21 protein-coding genes and 1 pseudogene are annotated in these 21849 nt (G+C 64.1%); 11 read left to right on the forward strand and 11 right to left on the reverse strand.

Going from position 1 to position 21849, the window contains the following annotated elements; translation table 11 throughout:
* Positions 1-8 precede the first annotated feature (8 nt).
* The 3 genes from IVB31_RS14315 to IVB31_RS14325 form a co-directional block, all read right to left on the reverse strand.
* Complete coding sequence (locus IVB31_RS14315; RefSeq protein WP_247323167.1) at positions 9-1136, reverse strand: alkene reductase; 1128 nt, start codon at positions 1134-1136, stop codon at positions 9-11.
* Between the two features lie 158 nt (positions 1137-1294).
* Positions 1295-2131 (reverse strand): outer membrane beta-barrel protein, encoded by an 837-nt coding sequence (locus IVB31_RS14320; RefSeq protein WP_247323169.1) that lies wholly within the window; start codon positions 2129-2131, stop codon positions 1295-1297.
* Between the two features lie 230 nt (positions 2132-2361).
* Positions 2362-3858 (reverse strand): aldehyde dehydrogenase family protein, encoded by a 1497-nt coding sequence (locus IVB31_RS14325; RefSeq protein WP_247323172.1) that lies wholly within the window; start codon positions 3856-3858, stop codon positions 2362-2364.
* A gap of 183 nt (positions 3859-4041) precedes the next feature.
* Between IVB31_RS14325 and IVB31_RS14330 the strand changes: the two genes are divergently transcribed.
* Positions 4042-4887 (forward strand): SDR family NAD(P)-dependent oxidoreductase, encoded by an 846-nt coding sequence (locus tag IVB31_RS14330; RefSeq protein WP_247323175.1) that lies wholly within the window; start codon positions 4042-4044, stop codon positions 4885-4887.
* Positions 4888-4942: 55 nt separating this feature from the next.
* Here IVB31_RS14330 and IVB31_RS14335 read toward each other — a convergent pair whose 3' ends face one another.
* The 6 genes from IVB31_RS14335 to IVB31_RS14360 all read right to left on the reverse strand — a co-directional run bounded on the left by IVB31_RS14335 (position 4943) and on the right by IVB31_RS14360 (position 9096).
* Positions 4943-5149 carry a hypothetical protein gene (locus IVB31_RS14335; RefSeq protein WP_247323177.1) on the reverse strand — a complete coding sequence of 69 codons (207 nt, stop codon included), beginning with the start codon at positions 5147-5149 and terminating at the stop codon, positions 4943-4945.
* Positions 5150-5222: 73 nt separating this feature from the next.
* Positions 5223-5636, reverse strand: coding sequence for a Rieske (2Fe-2S) protein (locus tag IVB31_RS14340; RefSeq protein ID WP_247323179.1), 414 nt, complete (start codon positions 5634-5636; stop codon positions 5223-5225).
* A gap of 18 nt (positions 5637-5654) precedes the next feature.
* Positions 5655-6767 carry an amidohydrolase family protein gene (locus tag IVB31_RS14345; protein ID WP_247323182.1) on the reverse strand — a complete coding sequence of 371 codons (1113 nt, stop codon included), beginning with the start codon at positions 6765-6767 and terminating at the stop codon, positions 5655-5657.
* 15 nt (positions 6768-6782) lie between these two features.
* Complete coding sequence (locus tag IVB31_RS14350) at positions 6783-7844, reverse strand: amidohydrolase family protein (protein ID WP_247323184.1); 1062 nt, start codon at positions 7842-7844, stop codon at positions 6783-6785.
* A gap of 228 nt (positions 7845-8072) precedes the next feature.
* Positions 8073-8348 (reverse strand): YiaA/YiaB family inner membrane protein, encoded by a 276-nt coding sequence (locus IVB31_RS14355; RefSeq protein ID WP_247323186.1) that lies wholly within the window; start codon positions 8346-8348, stop codon positions 8073-8075.
* Positions 8349-8400: 52 nt separating this feature from the next.
* Complete coding sequence (locus IVB31_RS14360; protein ID WP_247323188.1) at positions 8401-9096, reverse strand: PspA/IM30 family protein; 696 nt, start codon at positions 9094-9096, stop codon at positions 8401-8403.
* A gap of 101 nt (positions 9097-9197) precedes the next feature.
* Here IVB31_RS14360 and IVB31_RS14365 point away from each other — a divergent pair, with 101 nt between their 5' ends.
* The 4 genes and pseudogenes from IVB31_RS14365 to IVB31_RS14385 all read left to right on the forward strand — a co-directional run.
* A complete protein-coding gene (locus IVB31_RS14365; RefSeq protein ID WP_247323189.1) occupies positions 9198-9806 on the forward strand; it encodes a TetR/AcrR family transcriptional regulator in 609 nt (202 codons plus the stop codon).
* Between the two features lie 109 nt (positions 9807-9915).
* Positions 9916-11370 (forward strand): dihydropyrimidinase, encoded by a 1455-nt coding sequence (gene hydA, locus IVB31_RS14370; RefSeq protein ID WP_247323192.1) that lies wholly within the window; start codon positions 9916-9918, stop codon positions 11368-11370.
* A 95-nt stretch (positions 11371-11465) separates the two neighbouring features.
* Positions 11466-13085, forward strand: a complete 1620-nt coding sequence (locus IVB31_RS14375; protein WP_247323193.1) for an ABC transporter substrate-binding protein — start codon at positions 11466-11468, stop codon at positions 13083-13085.
* A 163-nt stretch (positions 13086-13248) separates the two neighbouring features.
* Positions 13249-13629: pseudogene (locus IVB31_RS14385) on the forward strand (ATP-binding protein); the annotation flags it as partial.
* Positions 13630-13631: 2 nt separating this feature from the next.
* Here IVB31_RS14385 and IVB31_RS14390 read toward each other — a convergent pair.
* A complete protein-coding gene (locus IVB31_RS14390) occupies positions 13632-13772 on the reverse strand; it encodes a hypothetical protein (RefSeq protein ID WP_018321489.1) in 141 nt (46 codons plus the stop codon).
* A 79-nt stretch (positions 13773-13851) separates the two neighbouring features.
* On the opposite strand from IVB31_RS14390, the gene IVB31_RS14395 reads away from it, so the two are divergent.
* From IVB31_RS14395 to IVB31_RS14420, 6 genes are all read left to right on the forward strand, one after another.
* Complete coding sequence (locus IVB31_RS14395; protein ID WP_247323195.1) at positions 13852-14421, forward strand: alpha-ketoglutarate-dependent dioxygenase AlkB; 570 nt, start codon at positions 13852-13854, stop codon at positions 14419-14421.
* A 203-nt stretch (positions 14422-14624) separates the two neighbouring features.
* Positions 14625-15032 carry a DUF3606 domain-containing protein gene (locus IVB31_RS14400; protein ID WP_247323198.1) on the forward strand — a complete coding sequence of 136 codons (408 nt, stop codon included), beginning with the start codon at positions 14625-14627 and terminating at the stop codon, positions 15030-15032.
* A gap of 189 nt (positions 15033-15221) precedes the next feature.
* Positions 15222-16844, forward strand: a complete 1623-nt coding sequence (locus tag IVB31_RS14405; RefSeq protein WP_247323199.1) for an NAD(P)/FAD-dependent oxidoreductase — start codon at positions 15222-15224, stop codon at positions 16842-16844.
* A 20-nt stretch (positions 16845-16864) separates the two neighbouring features.
* Positions 16865-17380 carry a hypothetical protein gene (locus IVB31_RS14410; protein ID WP_247323201.1) on the forward strand — a complete coding sequence of 172 codons (516 nt, stop codon included), beginning with the start codon at positions 16865-16867 and terminating at the stop codon, positions 17378-17380.
* 127 nt (positions 17381-17507) lie between these two features.
* Complete coding sequence (locus IVB31_RS14415) at positions 17508-18437, forward strand: carboxylesterase family protein (protein ID WP_346730868.1); 930 nt, start codon at positions 17508-17510, stop codon at positions 18435-18437.
* Between the two features lie 175 nt (positions 18438-18612).
* Positions 18613-19836, forward strand: coding sequence for an ABC transporter substrate-binding protein (locus IVB31_RS14420; RefSeq protein WP_247323205.1), 1224 nt, complete (start codon positions 18613-18615; stop codon positions 19834-19836).
* Positions 19837-20103: 267 nt separating this feature from the next.
* Here IVB31_RS14420 and IVB31_RS14425 read toward each other — a convergent pair whose 3' ends face one another.
* Complete coding sequence (locus IVB31_RS14425) at positions 20104-21666, reverse strand: adenylate/guanylate cyclase domain-containing protein (RefSeq protein ID WP_247323207.1); 1563 nt, start codon at positions 21664-21666, stop codon at positions 20104-20106.
* Positions 21667-21849 lie beyond the last annotated feature (183 nt).

The following is a 21849-nucleotide window of genomic DNA, read 5'->3' on the forward strand; positions in this document are numbered from 1 at the left end:
TGTGGGGACTACGCCAGCGTCAATTCGTCATACACCGGATAGTCCGTATAGCCCTTCTCTTCACCGCCATAGAACGTCGCGCGGTTGTACGGCGTGATCGGGTAGCCGTGCTGCAGGCGGCGCGGCAGATCGGGGTTGGAGATGAAGATGCGGCCGAAGGCGACGATGTCCGCATGCCCCTGCGCGATCGCGGCGTTCGCCGTCTCGCCCGTAAACCCGCCGGCGGTCATCAGCACGCCGCTATAGAGCGGACGGAACAGCAGCATCGCCGAGGGCACGTTCTGCCAGTTGACCTCAGCGCGCCCCGAGCCGCTGGAGCGGGGTTCGATGAAATGCAGATAGGCGAGACCGAGCTCGTCCAACGCCCTCACCACATCCGTGTAGAGCGGCATCGGATCGGGCTCGCCGGAATCATTGGCAATGCCGTGGGGCGACAGCCGCACGCCGACGCGGCCCGCGCCCCAGACGTCGATCGCCGCCTGCGTGACTTCGAGCAGAAGCCGCGCACGGTTCTCGATCGAACCGCCATATTGATCGACGCGCTGGTTGCTGCGCGACTGCAGGAACTGCTCGAGCAGATAGCCATTGGCGCCGTGGATCTCGACGCCGTCGAAGCCGGCGGCCAGCGCGTTCTTCGCACCCTGCCGGAAGGCCTCGACGATGTCCTTGACCTCGTCCGTCTCCAGCGCGCGCGGCGTCTCGTAGTCGGAGATCTTGCCGTCGGCAGTCATCGCCTTCATGCCTTCGGCCTTGATCGCGATCGCCGAGGCCGAGACCGGCAGCGCGCCGCCGTGGAAGGAGGAATGCGAGACGCGGCCGACATGCCAGAGCTGGAGAAAGATGATGCCGCCCTTGGCATGCACGGCATCGACCACCTTGCGCCAGCCCGCGATCTGCGTCTCCGAATAGATGCCGGGCGTCGCCGGATTACCGCGGCCATGCGAGAGCACGGGAGACGCCTCGGCGATGAGCAGGCCGCCTGGGGTGGCGCGCTGACCGTAATATTCGGCGTTGAGCGGCCGCGGCGAAAAGCTCTCGCGCTCGGCGCGCATGCGCGTCAGCGGCGCCATCGCGACGCGATGCGCGAGCTTGTACGGACCGACCTGCAACGGTTTGAACAACGCCTCGAATATCATGCTGGCCCCAAAATGGTCGATGAGAGGACGAGGATCATATGAGAAAGAGCAGCAGCCCGGAAGCCGCTTGGGTGGATGGCTGGCCAGCCAAAAGATGCGGCGGAATCAAAAAAGCCCCGGGCCGGGCCCAGGGCTTGTTGTCCGTTCAGAACGGCAGATCAGTATTTCGCGACGACCTGGCCTGAGCCGAACTTGTAGTTCAAGCCGACCCTTGCGATGTGGCCCGCGAAATTCGCGGTTGCGTCAAAGCCGCGAGCCGGGCCCGGGGTGAACGGGAACAGCGGATTGAAGATGGTGTATGTCTCGCTGCCGAGATCGTAATAGAGGTATTCGAGCTTGACGCTCCAGTTCGACGCGAAGCGATACTCGCCGCCGCCGCCGACCGTCCAGCCCACGCGCCAGCTTTCCACCCCGCCGACGCTACATATCACATTGAGGCAGGGCGTGCCGCTCGCACCCGTGGGATCCACGATCGACGTCGACGCCTTGACGTGCCCATAGGCAAGACCGCCGGTCGCGTACAGCATCAAGTCGGGTACGACGGTGGCTCCGATCCGGCCGCGCACGGTCCCCAACCAATCGACTTTCTGATCTTGCGTGGTCATGATCGTCGGGAAGACCGGCAAGGTTCGGGTTACCGTCGAGCTACCCTTGATGTCGGCACCCGCGATATCGGCTTCGACGCCCCACACCAACGAGCCGGTCTGCACATTGTAGCCGGCCTGCACGCCGCCCAGCACACCACGCGCGTTTGTTGCCAGCGAGGGCGGGACAAGGCCGCCCGCCAGTGCGACGTCGAGCACGCCCGCGGTGAAGACCGGATCATGCGGCGCGAGATCGTTTGCACCATCGCCCCAACCATACCCGACATTCACGCCGGCGTAGAAGCCGGACCAGTTGTAGGCGACGGGCAGTGGCGATGCCTTGTACGCCGGCGCACGTGCGGTCATATCGGCCGCGAGGGCGGGCTGCGCCGAGGCGACGCCCAAAGCCACAAACACGATCGGAGCAAAGCGAAGCATTGTCGATATTCCAATTCCGAAGATTGACGGTGACCAGAACTAACCGGCCGACATTCGAAATGGGATAGCAAGTCTTGTAATATCGCGAACGAAGCACGCTTTCGAACCGCTTGTAGCGGCCGGGCAACAACCTCTGGTCGCCGCAAGCGGACTCGCGTCGCCGCAGGCAAGACCCATCGCTGAAGTCCGGACGCGATGGCGCGCTAAGCCGTCTTGATCCACACGGCCTTCACGTTGAGATATTCCTCGACGTGCTGCTTGCCGGATTCGCGGCCGTAGCCGCTCATCTTGTAGCCGCCGAAGGGCACGGCCGGATCCATTGCCTGGTAGCAATTCACCCACACCGAGCCGGCGCGCAGGCGCTTCGCAACCGCATGCGCCTTGCTGACGTCGCGCGTCCACAGGCCCGAGCCGAGACCGAACGTGGTGGCGTTGGCACGCTTGACCAATTCGTCCATGTCCTTGAATGCGATCGCGGAGATGACGGGACCGAAGATCTCCTCTTGCGCGATGCGCATGTTGTCCTGGACGCCCGCAAACACCGTCGGCGAGACGAAGAAGCCTTTTGCAAGCGCGCCTTCCGTGACGCGACCGCCGCCGGCGAGCGCTCGCGCGCCTTCCTTCTCGCCGATGCCGAGATAGCTGGTGACGCGCTCGAGCTGCTGCTCGGAGACCAGCGGACCGATCTGGGTGTTGGGATCGAGGCCGTTGCCCACTTGCAGCTTCTTGCCGAACTCGGCGACGCGGCCGACGAACTCCTCGTAGATCGACTGCTCGACGAACAGCCGCGTGCCAGCGCTGCAGATCTGGCCGGAATTGGCGAACACGGCCATCGCCGCGCCCGGCACGGCGGCATCGAGATCGGCATCCGCGAACACGATGTCCGGCGACTTGCCGCCGAGCTCGAGCGAGACGCGCTTGAGGTTGCCGGCCGAGGCACGGATGATCGACTGCCCGGTGACATGCGAGCCGGTGAAGGCGACCTTGTCGACGTCATGATGCGAGGCAAGCGCGGCACCCGCGGTCTCGCCATAGCCGGGCACGACGTTGATGACGCCGGGTGGCACGCCCGCTTCCATCGCGAGCTCGGCGATGCGCAGCGAGGTCAGCGGCGCTTCTTCGGCGGGCTTGAGCACGACGGTGCAGCCGGTCGCGATCGCCGGACCGATCTTCCAGATCGTCGCGGTCAGCGGGCCGTTCCAGGGAATGATGGCGCCGACGACACCGATCGGCTCTTTCAGCGTGTAGGAGAAGATCTCGCCAGGCAGCGAGTTCTCGATGGTCTCGCCGTGGATTGCGGTGGTCTGGCCGGCATAGTAGCGCAGCATGCCGACGGCGCGCAGGCGATAGGCGCGGGTGCGGCTGAGCGGCGCGCCCATGTCGAGCGTGTCGAGCTGCGACAGTTCGTCGAAATTTTTCTCGACGAGGTCGGCGAGCTTGAGCAGCAGGTTCTGCCGCTCGAACGGCTTGACCTTGCTCCAGGGTCCTTCGAAGGCACGGCGGGCGGCGGCGACCGCACGGTCGATGTCTTCCTTGTCGCCCTCGGCGACGGTTGCGAGCAATTCGCCGGTGGCGGGATTGTGGGTCTCGAAGCGCTTGCCGGAGGCAGCATCAACCCATTTCCCGTCGATCAGCATCTGCTTGTAGGACCCGTTGGCGAACGGATGGCGCGTGATCGGAATAGCCTGCGACACAGCCATGGCTGCACTCCCTGGTCAGGTGATTGATTGTTCGATCTGGGCGGGATCGTTAGGTCGAAAAGGATACAGCGGTGCCGGAGGGGCGTAAAGGCGGCGTGGAACGAAGACCTCCCATGCCGACTTATGCAGGGTCGCGCGAGCGCCATGTTATAGCTCGACCGAGCCCCTCCCCGGAGACGATCCATGCCGCACCCCGCCATCGTCAAAGACAATGTTGCCGTGATCACCGGGGGCGCGTCAGGCATCGGATTCGCTGCCGCCACCGCCTTCGCGCGTGCGGGCGTGAAGGTGTGCATCGCCGATGTGGATCAGGCACGGCTGGCGGAAGCCGCAACAAAACTGTCATCCGTTACTTCTGCCACACATGTGATGACCCTCGCGGTCGATGTCAGCAATGCCGAGAGCGTGGAGGAACTGGAGCGCGCCGTGCGCGAGCGCTTCGGCGGCACCGACATCCTCATGAACAATGCCGGCATCCAGCCTGGCAGCACGCTGTTCGGCGAACCCGACAACTGGCAGCGCATCATCGCCGTCAACATGTGGGGCATCATCAACGGCTCGCGCACCTTCGCGCCCACCATGCTGGCGCGCGGCAAGCCAGGCCTGATCATCAACACCGGCTCGAAGCAGGGCATCACCACGCCGCCCGGCGATCCCGCCTACAATGTCTCCAAGGCCGGCGTGAAGGCGTTTACGGAAGCGCTCCAGCACGAGCTGCGCAATACAAAGGATTGCCGCATCACCGCGCATCTGCTGATCCCCGGCTTCGTCTTCACCGGCTTGACGGCAAAGGGACGCACGGAGAAGCCGGCCGGCGCCTGGACGGCTGAGCAGACCGTGGATTTCATGCTGACGCGGCTGGAGGCCGGCGATTTCTATATCTTGTGCCCGGACAACGACGTGCCCCGCGCGCTTGACGAAAAGCGCATGCTGTGGGCCGCCGGCGACATCGTCGAGAACCGCCCGCCGCTGTCGCGCTGGCATCCGGACTATGCGGATGCATTCAAGAGATTTGTCGAGGGTAAGTAGGCTTGCGCCGCTCCCTCATTCCCTCGCCCAGTTCTTGCGGGGAGAGGTTAAGAAGCTACAGCGTTCCCTGCTGATGCCCGCACTCCTTGCAGGCGAACTTGACCCGGGCCTGGCCCTTTTCCGCCTGAACCCGGTTCGGCGCGCCGCACTTGCCGCAGACGGCCTCGATGCGGGTCGAGCCCTGCTTCACAACGATGGTTTTCTTTTCCATCGATTCGCGGATCAGGCGCTCGGCCTCTTCACGCAGGGATTGTTTCGACAAAGCTCGTCTCCGCCTCTGGAAAGCGCGAGAGCCATATCGCACCTGCGTCGAAATCACAATCGGCAATGCCGGCTCAGACCTCGACGATCACGTAACTATCCTCGACATGCACCGGAAAAGTCTCGGCAATATACGGGCCTTTCCGGAGTTCCTCGCCGCGCTCCACCGCGACCGGATAGGACCTTATCTTGACGCGCTTCGGGTCGAACCAGGACTGGCCGTTGCGCATGTCAAACTCCCAGCCGTGCCAGGGGCAGCGCAGCATTTCGCCGACGCGCGAGCGCTGATAGATGCCGGGCTCGGGCGAGGTCAGCCGCGCGACGCAGGCGGCTTTCTCCAGCGGCGCGCCCTCGTGCGGGCAGCGGTTGAGCAGCGCGAAGAACTCGCCATTGACGTGGAACACGACGATGTCGCGGCCGGCGATATCGACGACCTTGTTGCCGCCGGGCGGGATCTCCGAGGTGCGGGCAATGATGTGACGGGCCATTCCCGTTGAGACCCCCTCTCAGAACTTGTAGACCGCGCGGGCATTGGCGCTGAAGATCTTCCTCCGCTCAACCTCCGTCAACGGCGTCTTGAAGGCGAAGCGCGGATCGTCGAAGTCCCAGTGCGGATAGTCCGACGAGAACAGCAGCCGGTCGATCCCGACCCACTCGATCAGCGAGCGCAAATGCCGCGCGTCATCCGGCTCGTCGATCGGTTGCGTCGTGAACCAGAAATGCTCGCGCACATACTCCGACGGCTTTCGCTTGAGATGCGGCACCTCGCTGCGGAAGCGCTCGAAATGCTGGTCCATCCGCCACACCGCCGAGGGGATCCAGCCGAAGCCACCCTCGATGAAAACGAACTTCAATTTTGGAAACCGCTCCGGCACGCCTTCGATCACAAGACTTGCAAGCTGCGCCGCGATGGTGTGCGCGTTGGACTGGTGCTCCTCGACATAATAAGACGGCCAGCCGCCGCCGGTCGGCGCGTGGCCGCCATAGCCGCCGACATGGATGCCAAGCGGCAAATCCAGCGCCTGCGCACGCTCGTAGATAGGCCAATAGCGGCGGCGGCCGAGCGGCTCGTTGGCGCGCGGCGAGACGTTGATCTGGATGTATTCGCCGATTTTCGCGCAGCGTTCGATCTCCGCGATGGCAAGATCAACGCCATCCTGACCGACCAGGATCGAGGCCTTCAGGCGCGGATCTCTATGCGACCAGAATGCCAGCTGCCAGTCGTTGATGGCGCGCTGGATCGCGGCGCCGAACTCCAAATTCTGCTGCGAGAAGATGAAGAGATCGAGCACCTGCAGGATGCCGAATTCGACGTCGAGCGGATCGAGATGCTGCTTCTGCATGAAGGCGAGATCGGAGCCGGGCGGCCCGCCGGTCGGCGGCCAGGCGTCGCGACGCGCGATCAATGGCGAAGAGCGCGGATAGGGCGTTGTGAAAAGATAGGGCGTGCGCAGATGGCTGCCATATTCCTTCAAATGCTGCTGCCAGCGCTTTGGCAGGAACTCGTTGAGATCGTCGGTCGAACGCAGGCTCGGATGCACGTCGCAATCGGCGATGCGCAGCCGCGAGGCGGCGGGCTTCTCGTCGTCACGCAGCGGACGGTCGATGACTTCACTCATGCGATCCTCCAACGATCAGTTCAGCGACAGCCGCGGGAACGTCTCCAACGGATTGTCGACGCACATCTTGTCGATGATGCTCTGCGGCAAATGCGGCGGGATCGGATCGTCGCCGTCGAACTGCCAGTGCGGATAGTCGGACGCGAACAAAAACATCTTGTCAGAGCCGATCTGGTCGATGATCTCCTCGACGCTTTTTGCATCGGCCGGCGCGTCGAACGGCTGCATGGTGACGCGAAAATTGTCGCGGACGATCGCGGCGGGCTCGCGCTCGACCCAAGGCACCTCGACGCGGACACCGCGCCAGGTCTTGTTGGCGCGCCACATGAAGGCCGGCAGCCAGCTGACGCCGGACTCCATCAGCACGACCTTGAGGTTTGGAAACTTGCCGAACACGCCCTCATAGATCAGGCTCAACACCTGCGCCTGAAACGCCTGCGCCTCGACGAAGTAATATTCGTAGCGGTGCGACGGCCAGCCGGCCGAGCTCGGCGCCTGCCGATATTGCGTGCCGGCGTGGATCGCGAGCGGCAGCTTGTATTTCTCAGCGAGCCGATAGACTGGCCAGAAATGACGCCGTCCCAGCAGCGTTTCGCCCTGCGCCAGCACCAGGATCGAGACGAAGCGGTTGTCGCCGGCGCGGCGCTCGATCTCCTCGATCGCCAGATCAGGATCCTGCATCGGCACCACGATGGAGGCCCGCAGGCGCGGATCGCGCGACAGCCATTCAGCCGCAATCCAGTCGTTGATCGCCTTGCAGAAGTCGGCAGCCATGTAGGCATCGAACACGGCCTGCGCGCCATAGAGGACGTTGAGGATCGCGTGGCTCGCGCCGAGCTGATCGAATGCGCCCTTCTGCACCATCGCCAAATCGGAGCCGGGCTTGGCGCCGTTCGCCGGCCGCCAGTCGGCGCGGCTGGTGAGCGGCATGCTCGGCGGATACGAGGTGAGATCGAGCCCGTCGATGGCGCGGCTCACCACCTGCTCTTTCCAGTGATCGCCGAGATAGGGCAGCAACGTCGTGCGCGTGCCACCAACCGCCGGGTGGATGTCGCAGTCGATCCGCGTCGCCGCCATGAATGCTTCCTCGCCGAGATCTTGTTGGCAGATCTTATTGGCGGCGTTCGTGTGCACCGCTCGCGCAGAGTGCTCCGGCCGCCGCCGCTGCGCAAGACCGCGCACCCGCACGATCCGTCATGGCTCGGATGCATTTCGCAAGCGCGATATGAGATTCGGCGGAACTACGCCGGCGCCGAAGCAGCGGTGCGAGTTGCACCGCTGCTTCCCTGCGTCCTGTCCATGCCATCAAGCCGCCTTGGAGACTTCCATCAGCAGACGTTCTGCCTTGGCATCCTCGATGCGGTTCACCATCCGGCTGCTCTCGTGATTGTCGCGGACGGTCTTGGTCAGGGTGATGCAGGTCTGCATCAGCATGACGATGCCCATGGTGAGATAGCCCTTCATCCAGAGGTCGATCGGCAGGAAGAAGATGCCGATGGCGACGAGGAAGGCGGAGGCTGCGAAGGACACGTAAGTGAAGGTCACCCAGGCGCCGCTGTGGGGCTGGCCGTTCTGGTTCATGATGGTCTCCTGTTGGTTCGAATGAGGATTGGTTTGAGAGATTGAGGTGAGATCAGGCAGTCGGCATGCGCTTGGACTTCAGCCGCGCCAGCACGTCGTCCGCGGTCGTCTTGAGCCGGGGGCCAAAGCCCTGCTCGGCAAGCTTCTCGGCGACCGCGAGCGGACCGGTGGCCGCATCGAGCTCGACCAGCGCGTCGTCGGCGGCCTGGGCTTCCATTTGCCGCTCGCGAAGCCGCCTCAAGGTGCTCTCCGCCTCCGGCAGCGTGGATTCGTAGGGGCGTGCCGCCTCGATGCCGCTGCGGCGAAGCGAGCGCACCGCTTCCGAGGCGCGGGCGACACGGCGACCGCGGTCGAGGTCGGTGATGCGGGCCTGCGCGCTCGCGACGTGCCGCTTCAGCCGGGCGATCTCGGTTGCGAACAAGGCGCGTGCCGTCATTGCCGCATCGCGATCGGCCTCCAGGTCTGCGATGGCTTCGGCGGCATCCTTGGCGAGATCCTCGCGGCCGCCGTCGAGCGCCGCAACCGCGCGGGTCTCGATATCCGCGATGCGGGCGACGGTCGCCTCGAGCTTGCGGCCTTCCTGCTGGTCCTGGGCGATCGCCAGCGCCAGCGTCCGCTTGCCGCGCTCGACGGCGGCAGCCGCATCGCGCATCTGCTGGTCGAGGATCAGAAGGGCCGTCCGGTCCTCCAGTTCCTCGCCGGCGGCGGCCACGCTGCCGCGGAAAAGTGTCACTACGGTCTTGAACATCTGCTACTCCCTGTTATGAGCGTTGCTCACACACGTTTAGTAGCAGCGAACTTGAACATCGTTCAAGAAATATTTGAGCGCCGCTCAGGAATTTAGTTAGTATGGCTAAGGCCCTGGAACGACGGGCGAAACTTCGGTCTGATCTGATTCAGGCGGCCGAGCGGATGATCGCCGAGCGCGGGTTGGCGGGTCTGAAAACCCGCGATCTCGCCCGCGAGATCGGCTGCGCCAATGGCGCGGTCTATAATCTCGTGACTGATGTGGACGAGTTGATCCTGCGCGTTGGCTCCCGCACCTTGCTTCGCCTGGACGAGGCGCTTAGCGCGGCGGAACAGGCGGGCGAGCGCTCGCCGCAGGAAACGCTGGTCCGCATCGCCCTCACCTATTGCGATTTCGCCGCCGAAAATCTCGAGCTCTGGCGCGCGTTGTTCGAGCACCGCATGGAGGTCGACAAGGCCCTCCCCGACTGGTCCGTCAACGACCAGATGCAGCTGTTCCGCCACATCTACCAGCCGCTGACCGCGCTGTTTCCAAAGCGCAGTCCGGAAGAGCTCGGCATCACCGCGCGCAGCCTGTTCTCGGCGGTGCATGGCATGGTGGCGCTGGGACTGGAGCAGAAGCTGGTCGCCGTTCCGCTGCCGGCGCTGCGGAAGGAAATCGCAGCGCTCGTGCGCGCGATGATCGACGGGCTGGTCGCGCGGGCGGCGTAGAGGCCGGGAGAGCACAACTGTCGGCGGCGCCTGACTAAAATTTCGCCTGTCACATCGCATGCAGCGCGCTTAGCTTCGCGAGATCCTCCTCTCTCTTTCGGAGCCTTCCATGCCCCTCCTCATCCGCGGCGGCACCGTCGTCAATCACGATCATTCGCGCCGCGCGGACGTGCTGATCGATGGCGAGACCATCGTCGCGGTCGGGGCATCGCTCGAGAGTCCGACTGGTAGCGAGATCATCGACGCCGGCGGCGCTTACATCATCCCGGGCGGGATCGATCCGCACACCCATCTCGAGATGCCGTTCATGGGCACCGTCACCGCCGACGATTTCGAATCGGGAACCAAGGCGGCGCTGGCCGGCGGCACCACCATGGTGGTGGATTTCTGCTTGCCCGATCCCGGCCAGTCGATGCTCGCGGCCTATCAGGAGTGGCGGCACAAATCCGAGAAGGCGGCAGCCGACTACGGCTTTCACATGGCGGTGACGTCATGGTCGAAGCAGATCCATGACGAAATGGAGACCGTGGTCAAAACCTACGGCATCAACACCTTCAAGCACTTCATGGCCTACAAGGGCGCGTTGATGGTGAATGACGACGAGCTTTACAACTCGTTCGCGCGCTGCGCCCATCTCGGCGCCATGCCCGTGGTGCACGCGGAAAACGGCGACGTCGTCGCCCTGATGCAGGAGGCGCTGATCGCACGCGGCGTCACTGGCCCTGAGGGACACGCTTATTCGCGGCCACCGGAGGTCGAGGGCGAAGCCACCAACCGCGCCATCATGATCGCCGACATGACAGGGACGCCTGTTTACATCGTGCACACGAGCTGCCGCGAAGCGCATGAGGCGATCGCGCGCGCACGCGCGGCGGGAAAACGCGTCTATGGCGAGCCGCTGATCCAGCATCTGCTGCTCGACGAACGTGAATACCAGAACAAGGACTGGAATCATTCCGCGCAACGCGTGATGTCGCCGCCGTTCCGCGACAGGTCGCACCAGGACAGCCTATGGGCCGGCCTGCAATCCGGTTCGCTGCAGGTGGTCGCGACCGACCACTGCGCCTTCACCACCGAGCAGAAGCGGTTCGGGCTCGGCGACTTCAGAAAGATCCCGAACGGCACCGGCGGCCTCGAAGATCGCCTTGCGCTGCTATGGACCGCGGGTGTCGCTACGGGGCGGCTGACGAAAGAGGAATTCGTCGCGGTGACCTCGGCGAACATCGCCCGCATCCTCAACATCTATCCGCGCAAGGGCGCGGTCGCCGTCGGCTCGGATGCAGATGTCGTGGTCTGGGATCCCAAAGCGAGCAAGACCATCAGCGCCAAGCAGCAGATGAGCCGGATCGATTACAACGTGTTCGAGGGCTTTGCCTGCACCGGCGGACCGGCGGCGACGCTGTCGCGCGGCCGCGTCGTCTGGAAGGATGGCGATCTGCGTGCCGAAGCCGGCGACGGCCGTTACATCGAGCGTCCCGCATTCTCGCCGGTACATGTCGCGAACTCCACCTGGAAAGAGCTGACTGCCCCGCGCGCGGTGGCACGCGGAGCGGTGACGCCGTAGGGAGTGCGGCTCGCACAGCACGCGGCGCCACGAAGCGCAGCCAATGGCATGCGCCTTGCCTCTTTATGTCGCAAATTTCTCTTGAGGAGGCCGCGATGAGCGCATCACCTTTCGATTTCAGCCGCCGCAACCTCGTCCTCGGCGGCCTCGGTGTCGCCGGAATGACGGCGACCTCGCGCTTCGCCTGGGCGCAGGGGCGCGGCGAGACGCTGCTGGTGGTGCAGGAGTTGGGCCCGAATTCGCTCGACATGCAGGGCGTGGGCTCCAACCAGACCGTGAACGGGCTGTCCTGGAATTGCTACGACCGCCTGCTGAGCTACGCCTCAAAGACGCTGCCTGACGGGACGCTGTCCTACGATCGCGAGAAGCTCGCGCCCGAACTGGCGGAGAGCTGGGAGGTTGCCGCCGACGGCATGTCCTGCACTTTCAAGCTGCGGCAGGACGCAAAATTCCACGATAGCACGCCCGTCACCGCCAAGGACGTCAAATGGTCGTTCGACCGCGCGGTGAAGGTCGGCGGCTTCCCGACCTTCCAGATGTCGGCGGGATCTCTGGAAAAGCCCGAGCAGTTCGTCGCGATCGACGACCACACCTTCCGCATCGACTATGTGCGCAAGGACAAGATGCTGCTGTTCAACGTCGCGGTGGTCGTGCCCTTCATCATCAACTCCGAGCTTGCGAAGAAGAACGCGACGGCGGAAGACCCGTGGGCGCTCGCTTGGCTCAGGACCAACGAGGCCGGTGGCGGCGCCTACAAGATCGAGAGCTGGAAGCCCGGCAGCGAGACTGTCTTCACGCGGTTCGACGACTGGAAGAGCGGCCCGCTGCCGAAGCTTAAGCGCATCATCGCGCGCGACGTCCCTTCCGCCGGCACCCGCCGCGCCATGCTGGAACGAGGCGATGCGGATATCTCCAGCGGCTTTGCGCCGCGCGACTTCGAGCAGATCATTAGAGAAGGCAAGGTCAAGGTCTCGGGCGTGCCGATCCCGAACGCGCTCTGGTCCGTCGCGCTGAACACGGCAAAGCCGCCGTTCGACAATGTCAAGCTGCGCCAAGCCATCGCCTGGGCGATGCCCTATGAGCAGATCCAGAGCAGCGCGTTCTTCGGACGCGCCGTGCCCATGTATGGCGGAGCGGCCGACGTCGCGAAGCCAGTCTGGCCGCAGCCCTTTCCCTATGTCACCGATCTCGACAAAGCCAAGGCGTTGATGAAGGACGCAGGCTTCGAGTCCGGCTTTGAGACGACCTTGTCGCTTGACACCGGCACTGCGACTGTCGGCGAGCCGACTGCGATCCTGATCCAGGAAAGTCTCGCCAAGATCGGCATCAAGGCATCGATCGAAAAGATTCCCGGCGCGAACTGGCGCACGACGCTGAACAAGAAGGAGCTGCCGCTCGCGCTCAACCGCTTCAGTGGCTGGCTCGATTACCCCGAATATTACTTCTACTGGAATTTCCACGGCAACAACTCGATCTTCAACATCTCCTCCTACCAGAACAAGGAGATGGACGCGCTGATCGACAAGGCGCGGTTCACCACGGATGCAGCCGAGTACGACAAGGCTGTGAAGGATTTCATCGCGCTCTGCATGCGCGACGTTCCCGTCGTCCCGCTCAACCAGCCGATCCACGACGTCGCCATGCAGAAGGCCATCACCGGCTACGAGTTCTGGTTTCATCGTGAACCTGACTACCGTCAGTTCGCGAAAGGCTGATTCCTGTCAACGACACGCACAGCGCGTGAAGCGGCTCGCGCCTGCTCCGTTGGAAAACCTCTTTCCAGTCGTGCCTCGCTCGCACGCAGCATCGCCGCGTCGAGCTTGCCGTGCCGCGATCCCTCCAGGGCGCAGGCAAAGACCCGGTTGAACTGCGCGCCGTGCCGACCTCAGGAGCCGGTTTCCGGCCAGCACAATCTCGGCCGGCGGCAGCCTCGAGCGGACGATCGGCATGTCCGGCGAGAAGGCGCTGATCGTGCTGTCGCACCTCGCCGACAACGCGGTGCGCCACAAGGCGGGGTCAATCCGGCTGGAGGCGGTCGACGAGCGCACCACCCTGCTTCTGACGGTCAGCAATGACGGCGAGCCGATCTCGGCGCCGAATCGTAACAGGATCTTCGACGCCTTCTTCACCACGCGCCGCGACCAAGGCGGGAGCGGGATGGCAATCGCGCGCGCGGTGATGGCGAGCCATGGCGGCTCGATCAGGCTCAAGCCGGCCGACGAGGGTGCGACCTTCGAGCTACAGTTTCCCGTCACCTGAGGCTAGATCGCAAACACCCAGGCGGCGACAATGGTGCCGATGGTGACCAGACCGGCGATGGTCCATCCGGCGGCGTATTCCAGCTCGGGATGACCGGTCGCCCGCATGATCTCTGCCGGATCGGCGGTATGCTTATGTGCCATGACAGCCTCGCACGTTACTTTCCGCGTCATATGTAAGTCGCATCAGCACCCATTAGGTTCCATCACGGAAGTGCGAGGAATGACGCAGCTTGGTTTGTTCGCCAATCCGCAAGCAGGGCCCGCCGGCCTTCGCTATGCCGATGACTTCGTCGAGGCCGCCGCCGAGCAGGCGCTCATCGACCGCATCGCAGCATTGCCGCTCCAGCGCTTCCAGTTCGGCGCCTTCGAGGGCAACCGCCGGGTGGCGTCCTTCGGCTATCGCTATGACTACACGCTGCAGCGGCTGGCCGAGGCCGAGCCGATCCCGGACTGGGTCCTCCCTGTCGCGCGGCAAGTCGAGGCATGGGCGGGGCTCGCCGGCGGCAGCGTCCGCCAAGTGCTCTGCACCGAATACGAGGCCGGCGTCGGCATCGGCTGGCATCGGGACAAGCCGCACTTCGACAAGATCCTCGGCCTGTCGCTTGGCTCGTCCTGCAAATTCCGCTTCCGCCGACGCAGCGGCGACAAATGGGAGCGCCACACGCTCGAAGCCCTGCCACGCTCGCTTTACATGATGGATGGCGAGGCGCGATCGCAATGGGAGCACAGCATCCCGCCGGTCGAGGCGTGCCGCTATTCCATCACCTTCCGGACCATGAAGCAGGCCTGACCGACTGGCCAAAACAAAAAACGCGAAAACAACCCCATGCACAGTAGAAGACCGTTGCCGGCTCGAGGCTGGGTCGCGCCACGCAAGCATTTGACGCCCGGGTGCAAAACGGCCGCTCCGTGCAATCGCCGTGTGACCTGCACCTTGCCTTCCGAATCCGGTTGCATGCTAGACTGGATGCGATCCACGGCAGGAGGGAAAGCATGGCCGATAACAAGGTAAAACGGGGCGGAGCGGATCGCGCGCTGATCGCGCTCACCGAGAAATACGAAGTCGCCTACTGGTCGAAGAAGTTCAAGGTGACCCCGGCCAAACTGAAATACGCCGTCAAGAAGGTCGGCCACTCCGCCAAAAAGGTCGAGGAATACATCAAGATCCAGAAGCACCGCGCCGCCGACAAGAGCCGGATCGCGCTCAGCGAGGCCTATGAGGTGCGCTACTGGTCGAAGAAGTTCAAGATCACCCCGGCGAGGCTGAAGGCCGCCGTCGCCGCAGCCGGCCATTCCGCCAAGAAGGTCGAGGCCTATCTCGCCGCGCAGAAGGCGGCGAAGAAGAAGAAGGCGGCCAAGAAGGCCACGAAGAAGGCCGTCAAGCGCAAGAAGGCGGCCTGAAGGCACGCCGCCACCTCTCTTGCGGCGCACACGGCGGAACGCCGGTAGTAGCGGCGTCGCCCTCGACTCTCCCTAAAATTGTACGTTAATCTCGGTACTATCCGTCCATTTCCGGCGGGCCTCGTCGCATTTGTGAACAGGGCGGCCACAGCGCCGCCCGGCAGAAGACATTTTCAGGGGAAGCATCCGATGCGTTCGCTGTTTGCGCGGCTGCACCGGCGTTACGGGCCCAGGATTTCGGGGGCGGAGCGCCAGCGGCGGGTCAAGGACAAGCTCGCCCTACAACCCGCCCTACCCGCAATCCGCTCACCCGTCGCTCGCCGCGCGCTGGCGCAGCGGCGCCCGAAGGTCGCGATCATCGGCGGCGGCTTCGCCGGGCTGATGGCGGCATCCGAGCTCGTCGCGCATTGCGACGTCACGCTGTTCGAGGCGCGCGACCGCTTCGGCGGCCGGGTTTTCAGCAAGAAGAAGCCGAGCGGAATCGTCGAGGCTGGTGGCGAGCTGATCGGCTACAACCATCCGCTCTGGCTGAAATACGCCAAGCGTTACGAGCTCGGCCTGTCCGTCATCACTTCGGACACCAATTTCGACGCGCTCGAGCTCGACATGCCGCTGTTCCTCGACGGCCACAAGCTGTCCGAGGGCCAGATGAAGCTGGTATATCGCGAGATGGACGACGCCTTCGGCAAGCTCAGCCGGTGGGCCGGCAAGGTCGACCCTCGCAAGCCCTGGCGCACCAAGGGCGCAAGGAAGCTCGACGCAAGAACGATCGCGGAGTGGATCGCAGACCTCGACTGCTCGAAGCTCACCCGGCATGCCATCGAAGAGCAATTCTCCAACGACGCCGGCCAGCCGACCACCGAGCAGAGCTTCCTCGCCAACCTCGCCGTCGTCGCCGGCGGACGGATGAAGCATCAGATCGACGCCTTCTTCACCCAGACCGAAACGCTGCGCTGCTCGGAAGGCAATCAGGAGCTCGCCATTCGTCTCGCCGATGACATCGGACGTAACGGCGCCGGCACTCACCTGTCGACACCGGTGCGCGCCATCCGCATCGACGACGAGGGCGTGACCCTGGACTTCAGCCCTTCCAGGAACGGCACGACGCGCGCCGCCTTCACTGTCGATTACGCCGTGCTCGCGATCCCCCCGAGCCTGTGGCCGGCCTCACCGAACGCCAAAATCGCCATCACGCCCGAGCTGCCGCGCGACTACTACGTCACGATGGGAACGGCGGTGAAATATCTCAGCCCGCTGAAGCGGCGCTTCTGGATCGGCGAGGGCCTTGCCCCGACGGCAACCTCGAACCGCTTCGGCGTCACCTGGGAAGGGACCGACAACCAGATTGGGCCGCCCGAGCGCCCGGTCGAGCTCAGCCTGTTTGCCGGCGCCGACGCCGCGAAGGAAGCGCTCAAGCACTACCAGCCCGGCAACCAGACGCAGGTCGACGCGTTCTATGCGCAGCAGATCGGCGGCGTCTACAAGGGTTACGTGGCGCATTTGGCCGATAAGCCCGAATTCATGGCCTGGCCGCGCGACGAATGGACCGCTGCCGGATATTCCTGTCCGGCTCCCGGCGAAGTTTGCCGCGCCGGGCCGCTGCTGGCCAAGGGTTTTGAGGACCGTCTGTTCTTTGCCGGCGAGCACACCTGCTTTGCCTATTTCGGCTACATGGAAGGCGCGCTCCAGTCCGGCCAGACGGCCGCCGCTGCGATCATCAAGGCCATCGACAAGCAGGCTGGAGCGCAAGGCTCTGCCACGAACGGCAATTCTGTCATAGGATCGAGACCTCTCGCGGCGTCGAAGCCGTGATGCGGGGAGGCGCGACGCGAATGACATTCACGACCTGGTCTCGACTCAAGATGTGGGGCTGCACCGTCCCTGCCCTCGTTCTTGCCGGCGCCTCCAGCATTGCCGGTGCCTCCGGCGCGGCGCCCGCAAACGTCTCGGGCTCGACGGCGCTGGCGCTCGCGGGGGTGATCGCGCCGCTGTCGCCGATCCTGTCGGGCGCCGAGAAGAAGGCAATGGCGATGCTGTTCGCCGCCAACAGCGACATTCCCTACAAGAAACCGATCGTGGTGACCGCCGATAGAATCGTCTGTCGCACCGGCAATGTCGACATCACCGTGCGGAGCTGCGAGGTCACCTTCGGCAAGAAGACGAGGACCGTGAACGGCTCCACGGCCAACGAGATCTTCGCCACCGAAGCGCTGGCCGGCATTCCGCCCGACGGCGCCGCGGGATCGAATTTCGAGAGCCTGAGCAAATTGAGCTGCACGATCGACCCCAACGCTATCAGGCGAAAGGACGGAAGCGGGGCCGATTGCACGTTCCAGCCGGGAAATTGAACCGAACATGGAGGACGAACGAAGGTGCCGTGAAATCGCCTCAAGGCCAACTAACTAATAAGGCGAATTGAAAAGACAGGCCAAACGCGCGAGCCCATATCGGGCACGCAAGGCCAGCACCGGTATGATGAAGAATTATCTCGCATTTCTCCTTGTTCTGACCGTGACAACGGCGTCCGCGCACGGCCCGTTGCCGGTGCGCCCTTCGGCGCCCTCCGATCTTGTCCAAACAGGCCTCACCGACAACGACACCACGGCCGGCGGCACGGCGCGGCTGTGCGAGCAGGTCACCTTCTCGCGCGGCCTGCGCTACGGCGACAGCGAAGCCAATGTGCTCGATGTCGCCACCAGCACGACCAAGGCGGATACGCCGCGGCCGGTGCTGTTGTTCGTGGCCGGTGACACCTTCACCGGCGACCGCGCCGCGCCGGAGCTGTCGCGCCAGATCCAGGACCAGGCCATGTGCTTTGCCGCGCGCAACGACATGATCGGCGTGCGCGTCAACTACCGGCTGGCGCCCTCGGCGACGTGGCCCACCGGGGCGACCGACGTGGCGTCGGCGCTGTCCTGGGTCCACGGCAATATCGACCTGTTCAACGGCGATGCCCGCGAGATCGTCGCGGTCGGCTACGGCGCCGGCGCCTTCCATGTCGCCACCCTGCTGGCGCATCCCGAGCTCCAGACCGACCGTGCCGACGTCGCCGCCGTGGTCCTCGTATCCGGCGTCTACCGCGCGGGCAAGGACGCCAGCGACAGTGAGAAGGCCTATCTCGGCAGCGACGCCAGCCAGTACAACAAGCGGTCGGTCTTCCCCGGCATCCTCAATGTCGATGTACCGATCGTGCTGGCCTGGGCCGCGGACGATTCCGCCGGGCTCGTGGCTCAGGGCGAGATCCTGAAGAAGACGCTCTGCGGCGCCGGCCATTGCCCGCGCAGCGCACTGCTGCGCAGCCGCGACGGCATCGCCGCCGCCTTCGGCCTCGACGGCTCCGGCGACAGCCTCGCCGAACCGACGCTGCTGCTGGTGAAGCAGCTGGAGGCGCGGGGGCTGCCGTAGCGGGCTGTTGCCGGCGGCGCGTCAGCACGCCTGTCGTTTTCGTTCGGGGCTGATAATTGCGCCGCCTTGAAGCGGCCGCTCAGCCACAGGAATGACAAACGCTTGACCTAGATCAACCGGCCCTGGTGCGGATTGAGCCGACCTCGATGAGGGGGCCAACGTCAAGGTGTCGAACATGCGCGTCATCGGCAAGATGCTGTTCGTTTCGATGATCGCACTCGCATCGCTCGGCGCGATGTCCGAGCAACGCGCGGACCAACCCACCAGCGACAAGGAAATCCGCATCGGCAATGTCATGCCGTATTCGGGACCGCTCTCGGAATTCGGCGCCATCGGCCAGGCGGAGGCCGCCTATTTCGACATGATCAACGCGCGCGGCGGCATCAACGGCCGCAAGATCCGCTTCATCACCCGCGATGACAATTCCGATCCCACGACCGCGTTGGAGCTGACGCGCAATCTGGTCGAGACCGACGACGTGCATTTGATGTTCGGATCGTTCGGCACGCCCGGCAATCTCGCCACGCGCTGGTATCTGAACGAGAAGAAGATCCCTCAACTTTTCGTCGCCTCCGGCGACGAGGAGCTGAGCCAGGCCAAGGCGTTTCCCTGGACCATGGGCTGGCAGCCGTCGTTCCGGTCGGAGGGACGCATCTACGCGAACTACATCCAGGCCTATTACCCCCGGAAGAAGATCGTGGTGCTCTGGCAGAACGACCAGTTCGGGCGTGCACTTCTCAAGGGCATGGAGGAAGGTCTTGGCGATCTGAACCGTCTCGTCCTCGTCGACATCGCCTTCGACCTTGCCGATGAGCATCTCGATGGACACGTCTCGATCCTCAAGCGCGCCGGCGCCGATATTTTCGTCTTTCTCGGCGTGCCGTCGACGGCGTCCAAGGTGATCAAGCTGGCGGCGTCGTTGAAATGGCGCCCGGTCTTCATCGTCAACGACGCCTCCGCCTCGATCGCCAACGCGATGGCGCCCGCGGGGCTGGAGAATTCCTCCGGCGTGATCTCGGCCGCCTTTCTGAAGGATCCGAGCGATCCCGCATGGAAGGACGATCCTGCCATGAAGGACTGGTTCGCCTTCATGGACAAGTACCATCACGTCGAAAGCATCAACAACAGCGCCGCGCTCTATGGCTACGCCGCGGCCGAGGCGCTGACGCAAGTGCTGAAGCAATGCGGCGACGATGTCTCGCGCGAGAACATCATGCGTCAGGCGGCCTCGCTCAGGGACCAGCACCCCTCTGTCGCCTTGCCCAATATCAGGATGAACACCTCCCCGAACAGCTATCTGCCGATCAGGCAGATGCGGCTGGTCCAGTTTGACGGCCGGTCATGGCAGCCGTTTGGTGAGGTGATCGAGACCGCGTTTACGGAAGGCGCGGCAAGGTGAGCGGACTTGGGCTCTGCTGGTACGGTAGTTCGAGACGCGCGGGCTGCGAAAGCAATCTGGCCTTATTTGGGCTACAGATGGGCCCGCGGGCTCGACCTCTCCCGCTTGCGGGAGAGGTCGGCGCGAAGCGCCGGGTGAGGGCTCTATCCGCTCGCGGGATATCGCTTATGGAGGCAGCCCCCTCCCCAGCCCTCCCGCAAGCGGGAGAGGGAGCGCACCTTATTTGTGGCCACAGGTCAGGCTCAATCAGACCGATCGTGAACTGCCTCACGCCGCATTCAGCGAGGCCAGCGCGCCCTCCAGTAGCGAGCGCACCCGTGCGGCATCACCGGACTTCACGACGGCCGGGTCGAGATAGAGCTCCAGGCCCGGTGCACGCTCGGTGATGACCCCGCTTCGCTCCGCCGCCGCGTCGTTCAGCGCATCGACCGAATAGGGAATGATTTCGCGGCTGATGCCCTTCATCGTGATCCCAGGCAACGCGTGGGCGCGAACGATGTCGCTGACCAGCGCAAAGGTCTCGTAGCTCAGCACGATGCCGCCGGGCTCGGCGATCGATTGCAGGCGCGCGGCGAGGTTCGCCTCGGCACCGATGATCGTGTAGTCCATGCGGTCGCTGCTGCCGAAATTGCCGACATTGCAATAGCCCGAGTTGATGCCCATGCGCGCCTTGAACGGCAGCTCGATGCCGGAGGCGCGCCACTTTGCGTTGAGCTCGCCAAGGCGCTGCTGCATGCGCCAGGCCATCTGAAGGCAGGCCTGCGCATCGATGCGGTCGCCCTTGGTCTCGGGGTCGCCGAAGAAAATCAACATGGCATCGCCGATGAACTTGTCGATGGTGCCGCCATATTCGTGCGCGATCGCCGACATCTCCGTGAAATATTCGTTGAGGAGCTGGGTCAGCAGCTCCGGCTGGAGCCGCTCGGCGGTCGCGGTAAAATTCTGGATGTCGGAGAAGAAGATGGTGAGCTTCTTGCGCTCGGTGTGGATGGTGACGTCCTTCTGGCCGGAGAAGATGCTCCTGTAGACCTGCGGCGGGATATAGCGCGAGATCTTCATGGAGAGCGAGGCGAGGAAGTCGTTGGCGGATTCGAGCTCCTTGTTCATGATTTTGATGCGGCCGGACTGACGGCGCTGGAGCGAGAGGAACGACAGGCCGCTGCCGGCGGCGATCAGGAAATAAGCCAGCAGGAACTTGAACGAGAAGATGTTGGCGGCGATCGGCTGGGCGATGATCACCTCCTGGATGCCTCTGATGTCGCCGACCTTCCAGTCCTTCTTCGGGCTCTCGGGGTGGCTGTTGTGGCAGCTGACGCAGGCTGGACCCATCGTCACCGGAGCGATCAACCGGACCTTGTCGTTGAACAGCGAGGTCTCGGTCTCGACGATCTTCCGCTCGGGATCGGCGCGCAGGGCGTCCAGCGCGTCCTTCTCGAATTTGTCGAGCTGGTGCGGGGCGCGGTTCTGGAACGGGAAGTCCGAGACGAAACGGTAGGTGATGTTCTCCTGTTGCGCGCCGATCACCCGCCCGAGCTCCAGCGATAATGTCGCCGGGATCGGAATCGCGCCGGGGACGGATTCGTAGTTGTGAACGACCTTGGTCGAGCCATTCGGATTGGCGAGGACGCGGCCGACCACGTTGGCCGCATAATAGCTGCGCACGCTGGTAATGACCGAATTGAGATCGGCAGCCTGCCGGCGCAGCGCCGTCTTGCTCAGCTCCGTCAGGTCCAGCCACACCGCCAGCGGCAGGGCGAGCAGCAGGAAGGCGATCACGGCGCCGGTCAGGATGCCGCTCTTGTGCTGTTCTTCGGAGATCTCTTGCTTCACGCTGTGGCTCCGTTGTGGGCGTTTTGTCGCAAATTCGGGGGAATTTCTGTACGACAGGCGGCGGCACGGAACCCGCGAACGCAGGCCGGCACAACCCCCTATGATGGGAGTCGCGGCAGGCAGCTTTTCGTTTCACAATGGACGTTTAAAATCAGCATCGTCCTGTACCTGCGCCGCCTGGAG

This window comes from Bradyrhizobium sp. 21, from assembly GCF_023073335.1.
GTDB lineage: Bacteria > Pseudomonadota > Alphaproteobacteria > Rhizobiales > Xanthobacteraceae > Bradyrhizobium.

Excerpts from the sequence above, each read along its gene's own strand:
- IVB31_RS14315 (WP_247323167.1), bottom strand. The coding sequence starts at position 1,136 with ATGATATTCGAGGCGTTGTTCAAACCGTTGCAGGTCGGTCCGTACAAG.
- IVB31_RS14400 (WP_247323198.1), top strand. The coding sequence starts at position 14,625 with ATGGCCGATAACAAGGTAAAACGGGGCGGAGCGGATCGCGCGCTGATC.
- IVB31_RS14325 (WP_247323172.1), bottom strand. The coding sequence starts at position 3,858 with ATGGCTGTGTCGCAGGCTATTCCGATCACGCGCCATCCGTTCGCCAAC.
- IVB31_RS14405 (WP_247323199.1), top strand. The coding sequence starts at position 15,222 with ATGCGTTCGCTGTTTGCGCGGCTGCACCGGCGTTACGGGCCCAGGATT.
- IVB31_RS14330 (WP_247323175.1), top strand. The coding sequence starts at position 4,042 with ATGCCGCACCCCGCCATCGTCAAAGACAATGTTGCCGTGATCACCGGG.
- IVB31_RS14375 (WP_247323193.1), top strand. The coding sequence starts at position 11,466 with ATGAGCGCATCACCTTTCGATTTCAGCCGCCGCAACCTCGTCCTCGGC.
- IVB31_RS14410 (WP_247323201.1), top strand. The coding sequence starts at position 16,865 with ATGACATTCACGACCTGGTCTCGACTCAAGATGTGGGGCTGCACCGTC.
- IVB31_RS14415 (WP_346730868.1), top strand. The coding sequence starts at position 17,508 with ATGAAGAATTATCTCGCATTTCTCCTTGTTCTGACCGTGACAACGGCG.
- IVB31_RS14355 (WP_247323186.1), bottom strand. The coding sequence starts at position 8,348 with ATGAACCAGAACGGCCAGCCCCACAGCGGCGCCTGGGTGACCTTCACT.
- IVB31_RS14360 (WP_247323188.1), bottom strand. The coding sequence starts at position 9,096 with ATGTTCAAGACCGTAGTGACACTTTTCCGCGGCAGCGTGGCCGCCGCC.
- IVB31_RS14395 (WP_247323195.1), top strand. The coding sequence starts at position 13,852 with ATGACGCAGCTTGGTTTGTTCGCCAATCCGCAAGCAGGGCCCGCCGGC.
- IVB31_RS14340 (WP_247323179.1), bottom strand. The coding sequence starts at position 5,636 with ATGGCCCGTCACATCATTGCCCGCACCTCGGAGATCCCGCCCGGCGGC.
- IVB31_RS14345 (WP_247323182.1), bottom strand. The coding sequence starts at position 6,767 with ATGAGTGAAGTCATCGACCGTCCGCTGCGTGACGACGAGAAGCCCGCC.
- IVB31_RS14420 (WP_247323205.1), top strand. The coding sequence starts at position 18,613 with ATGCGCGTCATCGGCAAGATGCTGTTCGTTTCGATGATCGCACTCGCA.
- IVB31_RS14365 (WP_247323189.1), top strand. The coding sequence starts at position 9,198 with ATGGCTAAGGCCCTGGAACGACGGGCGAAACTTCGGTCTGATCTGATT.
- hydA (WP_247323192.1), top strand. The coding sequence starts at position 9,916 with ATGCCCCTCCTCATCCGCGGCGGCACCGTCGTCAATCACGATCATTCG.
- IVB31_RS14390 (WP_018321489.1), bottom strand. The coding sequence starts at position 13,772 with ATGGCACATAAGCATACCGCCGATCCGGCAGAGATCATGCGGGCGACC.
- IVB31_RS14350 (WP_247323184.1), bottom strand. The coding sequence starts at position 7,844 with ATGGCGGCGACGCGGATCGACTGCGACATCCACCCGGCGGTTGGTGGC.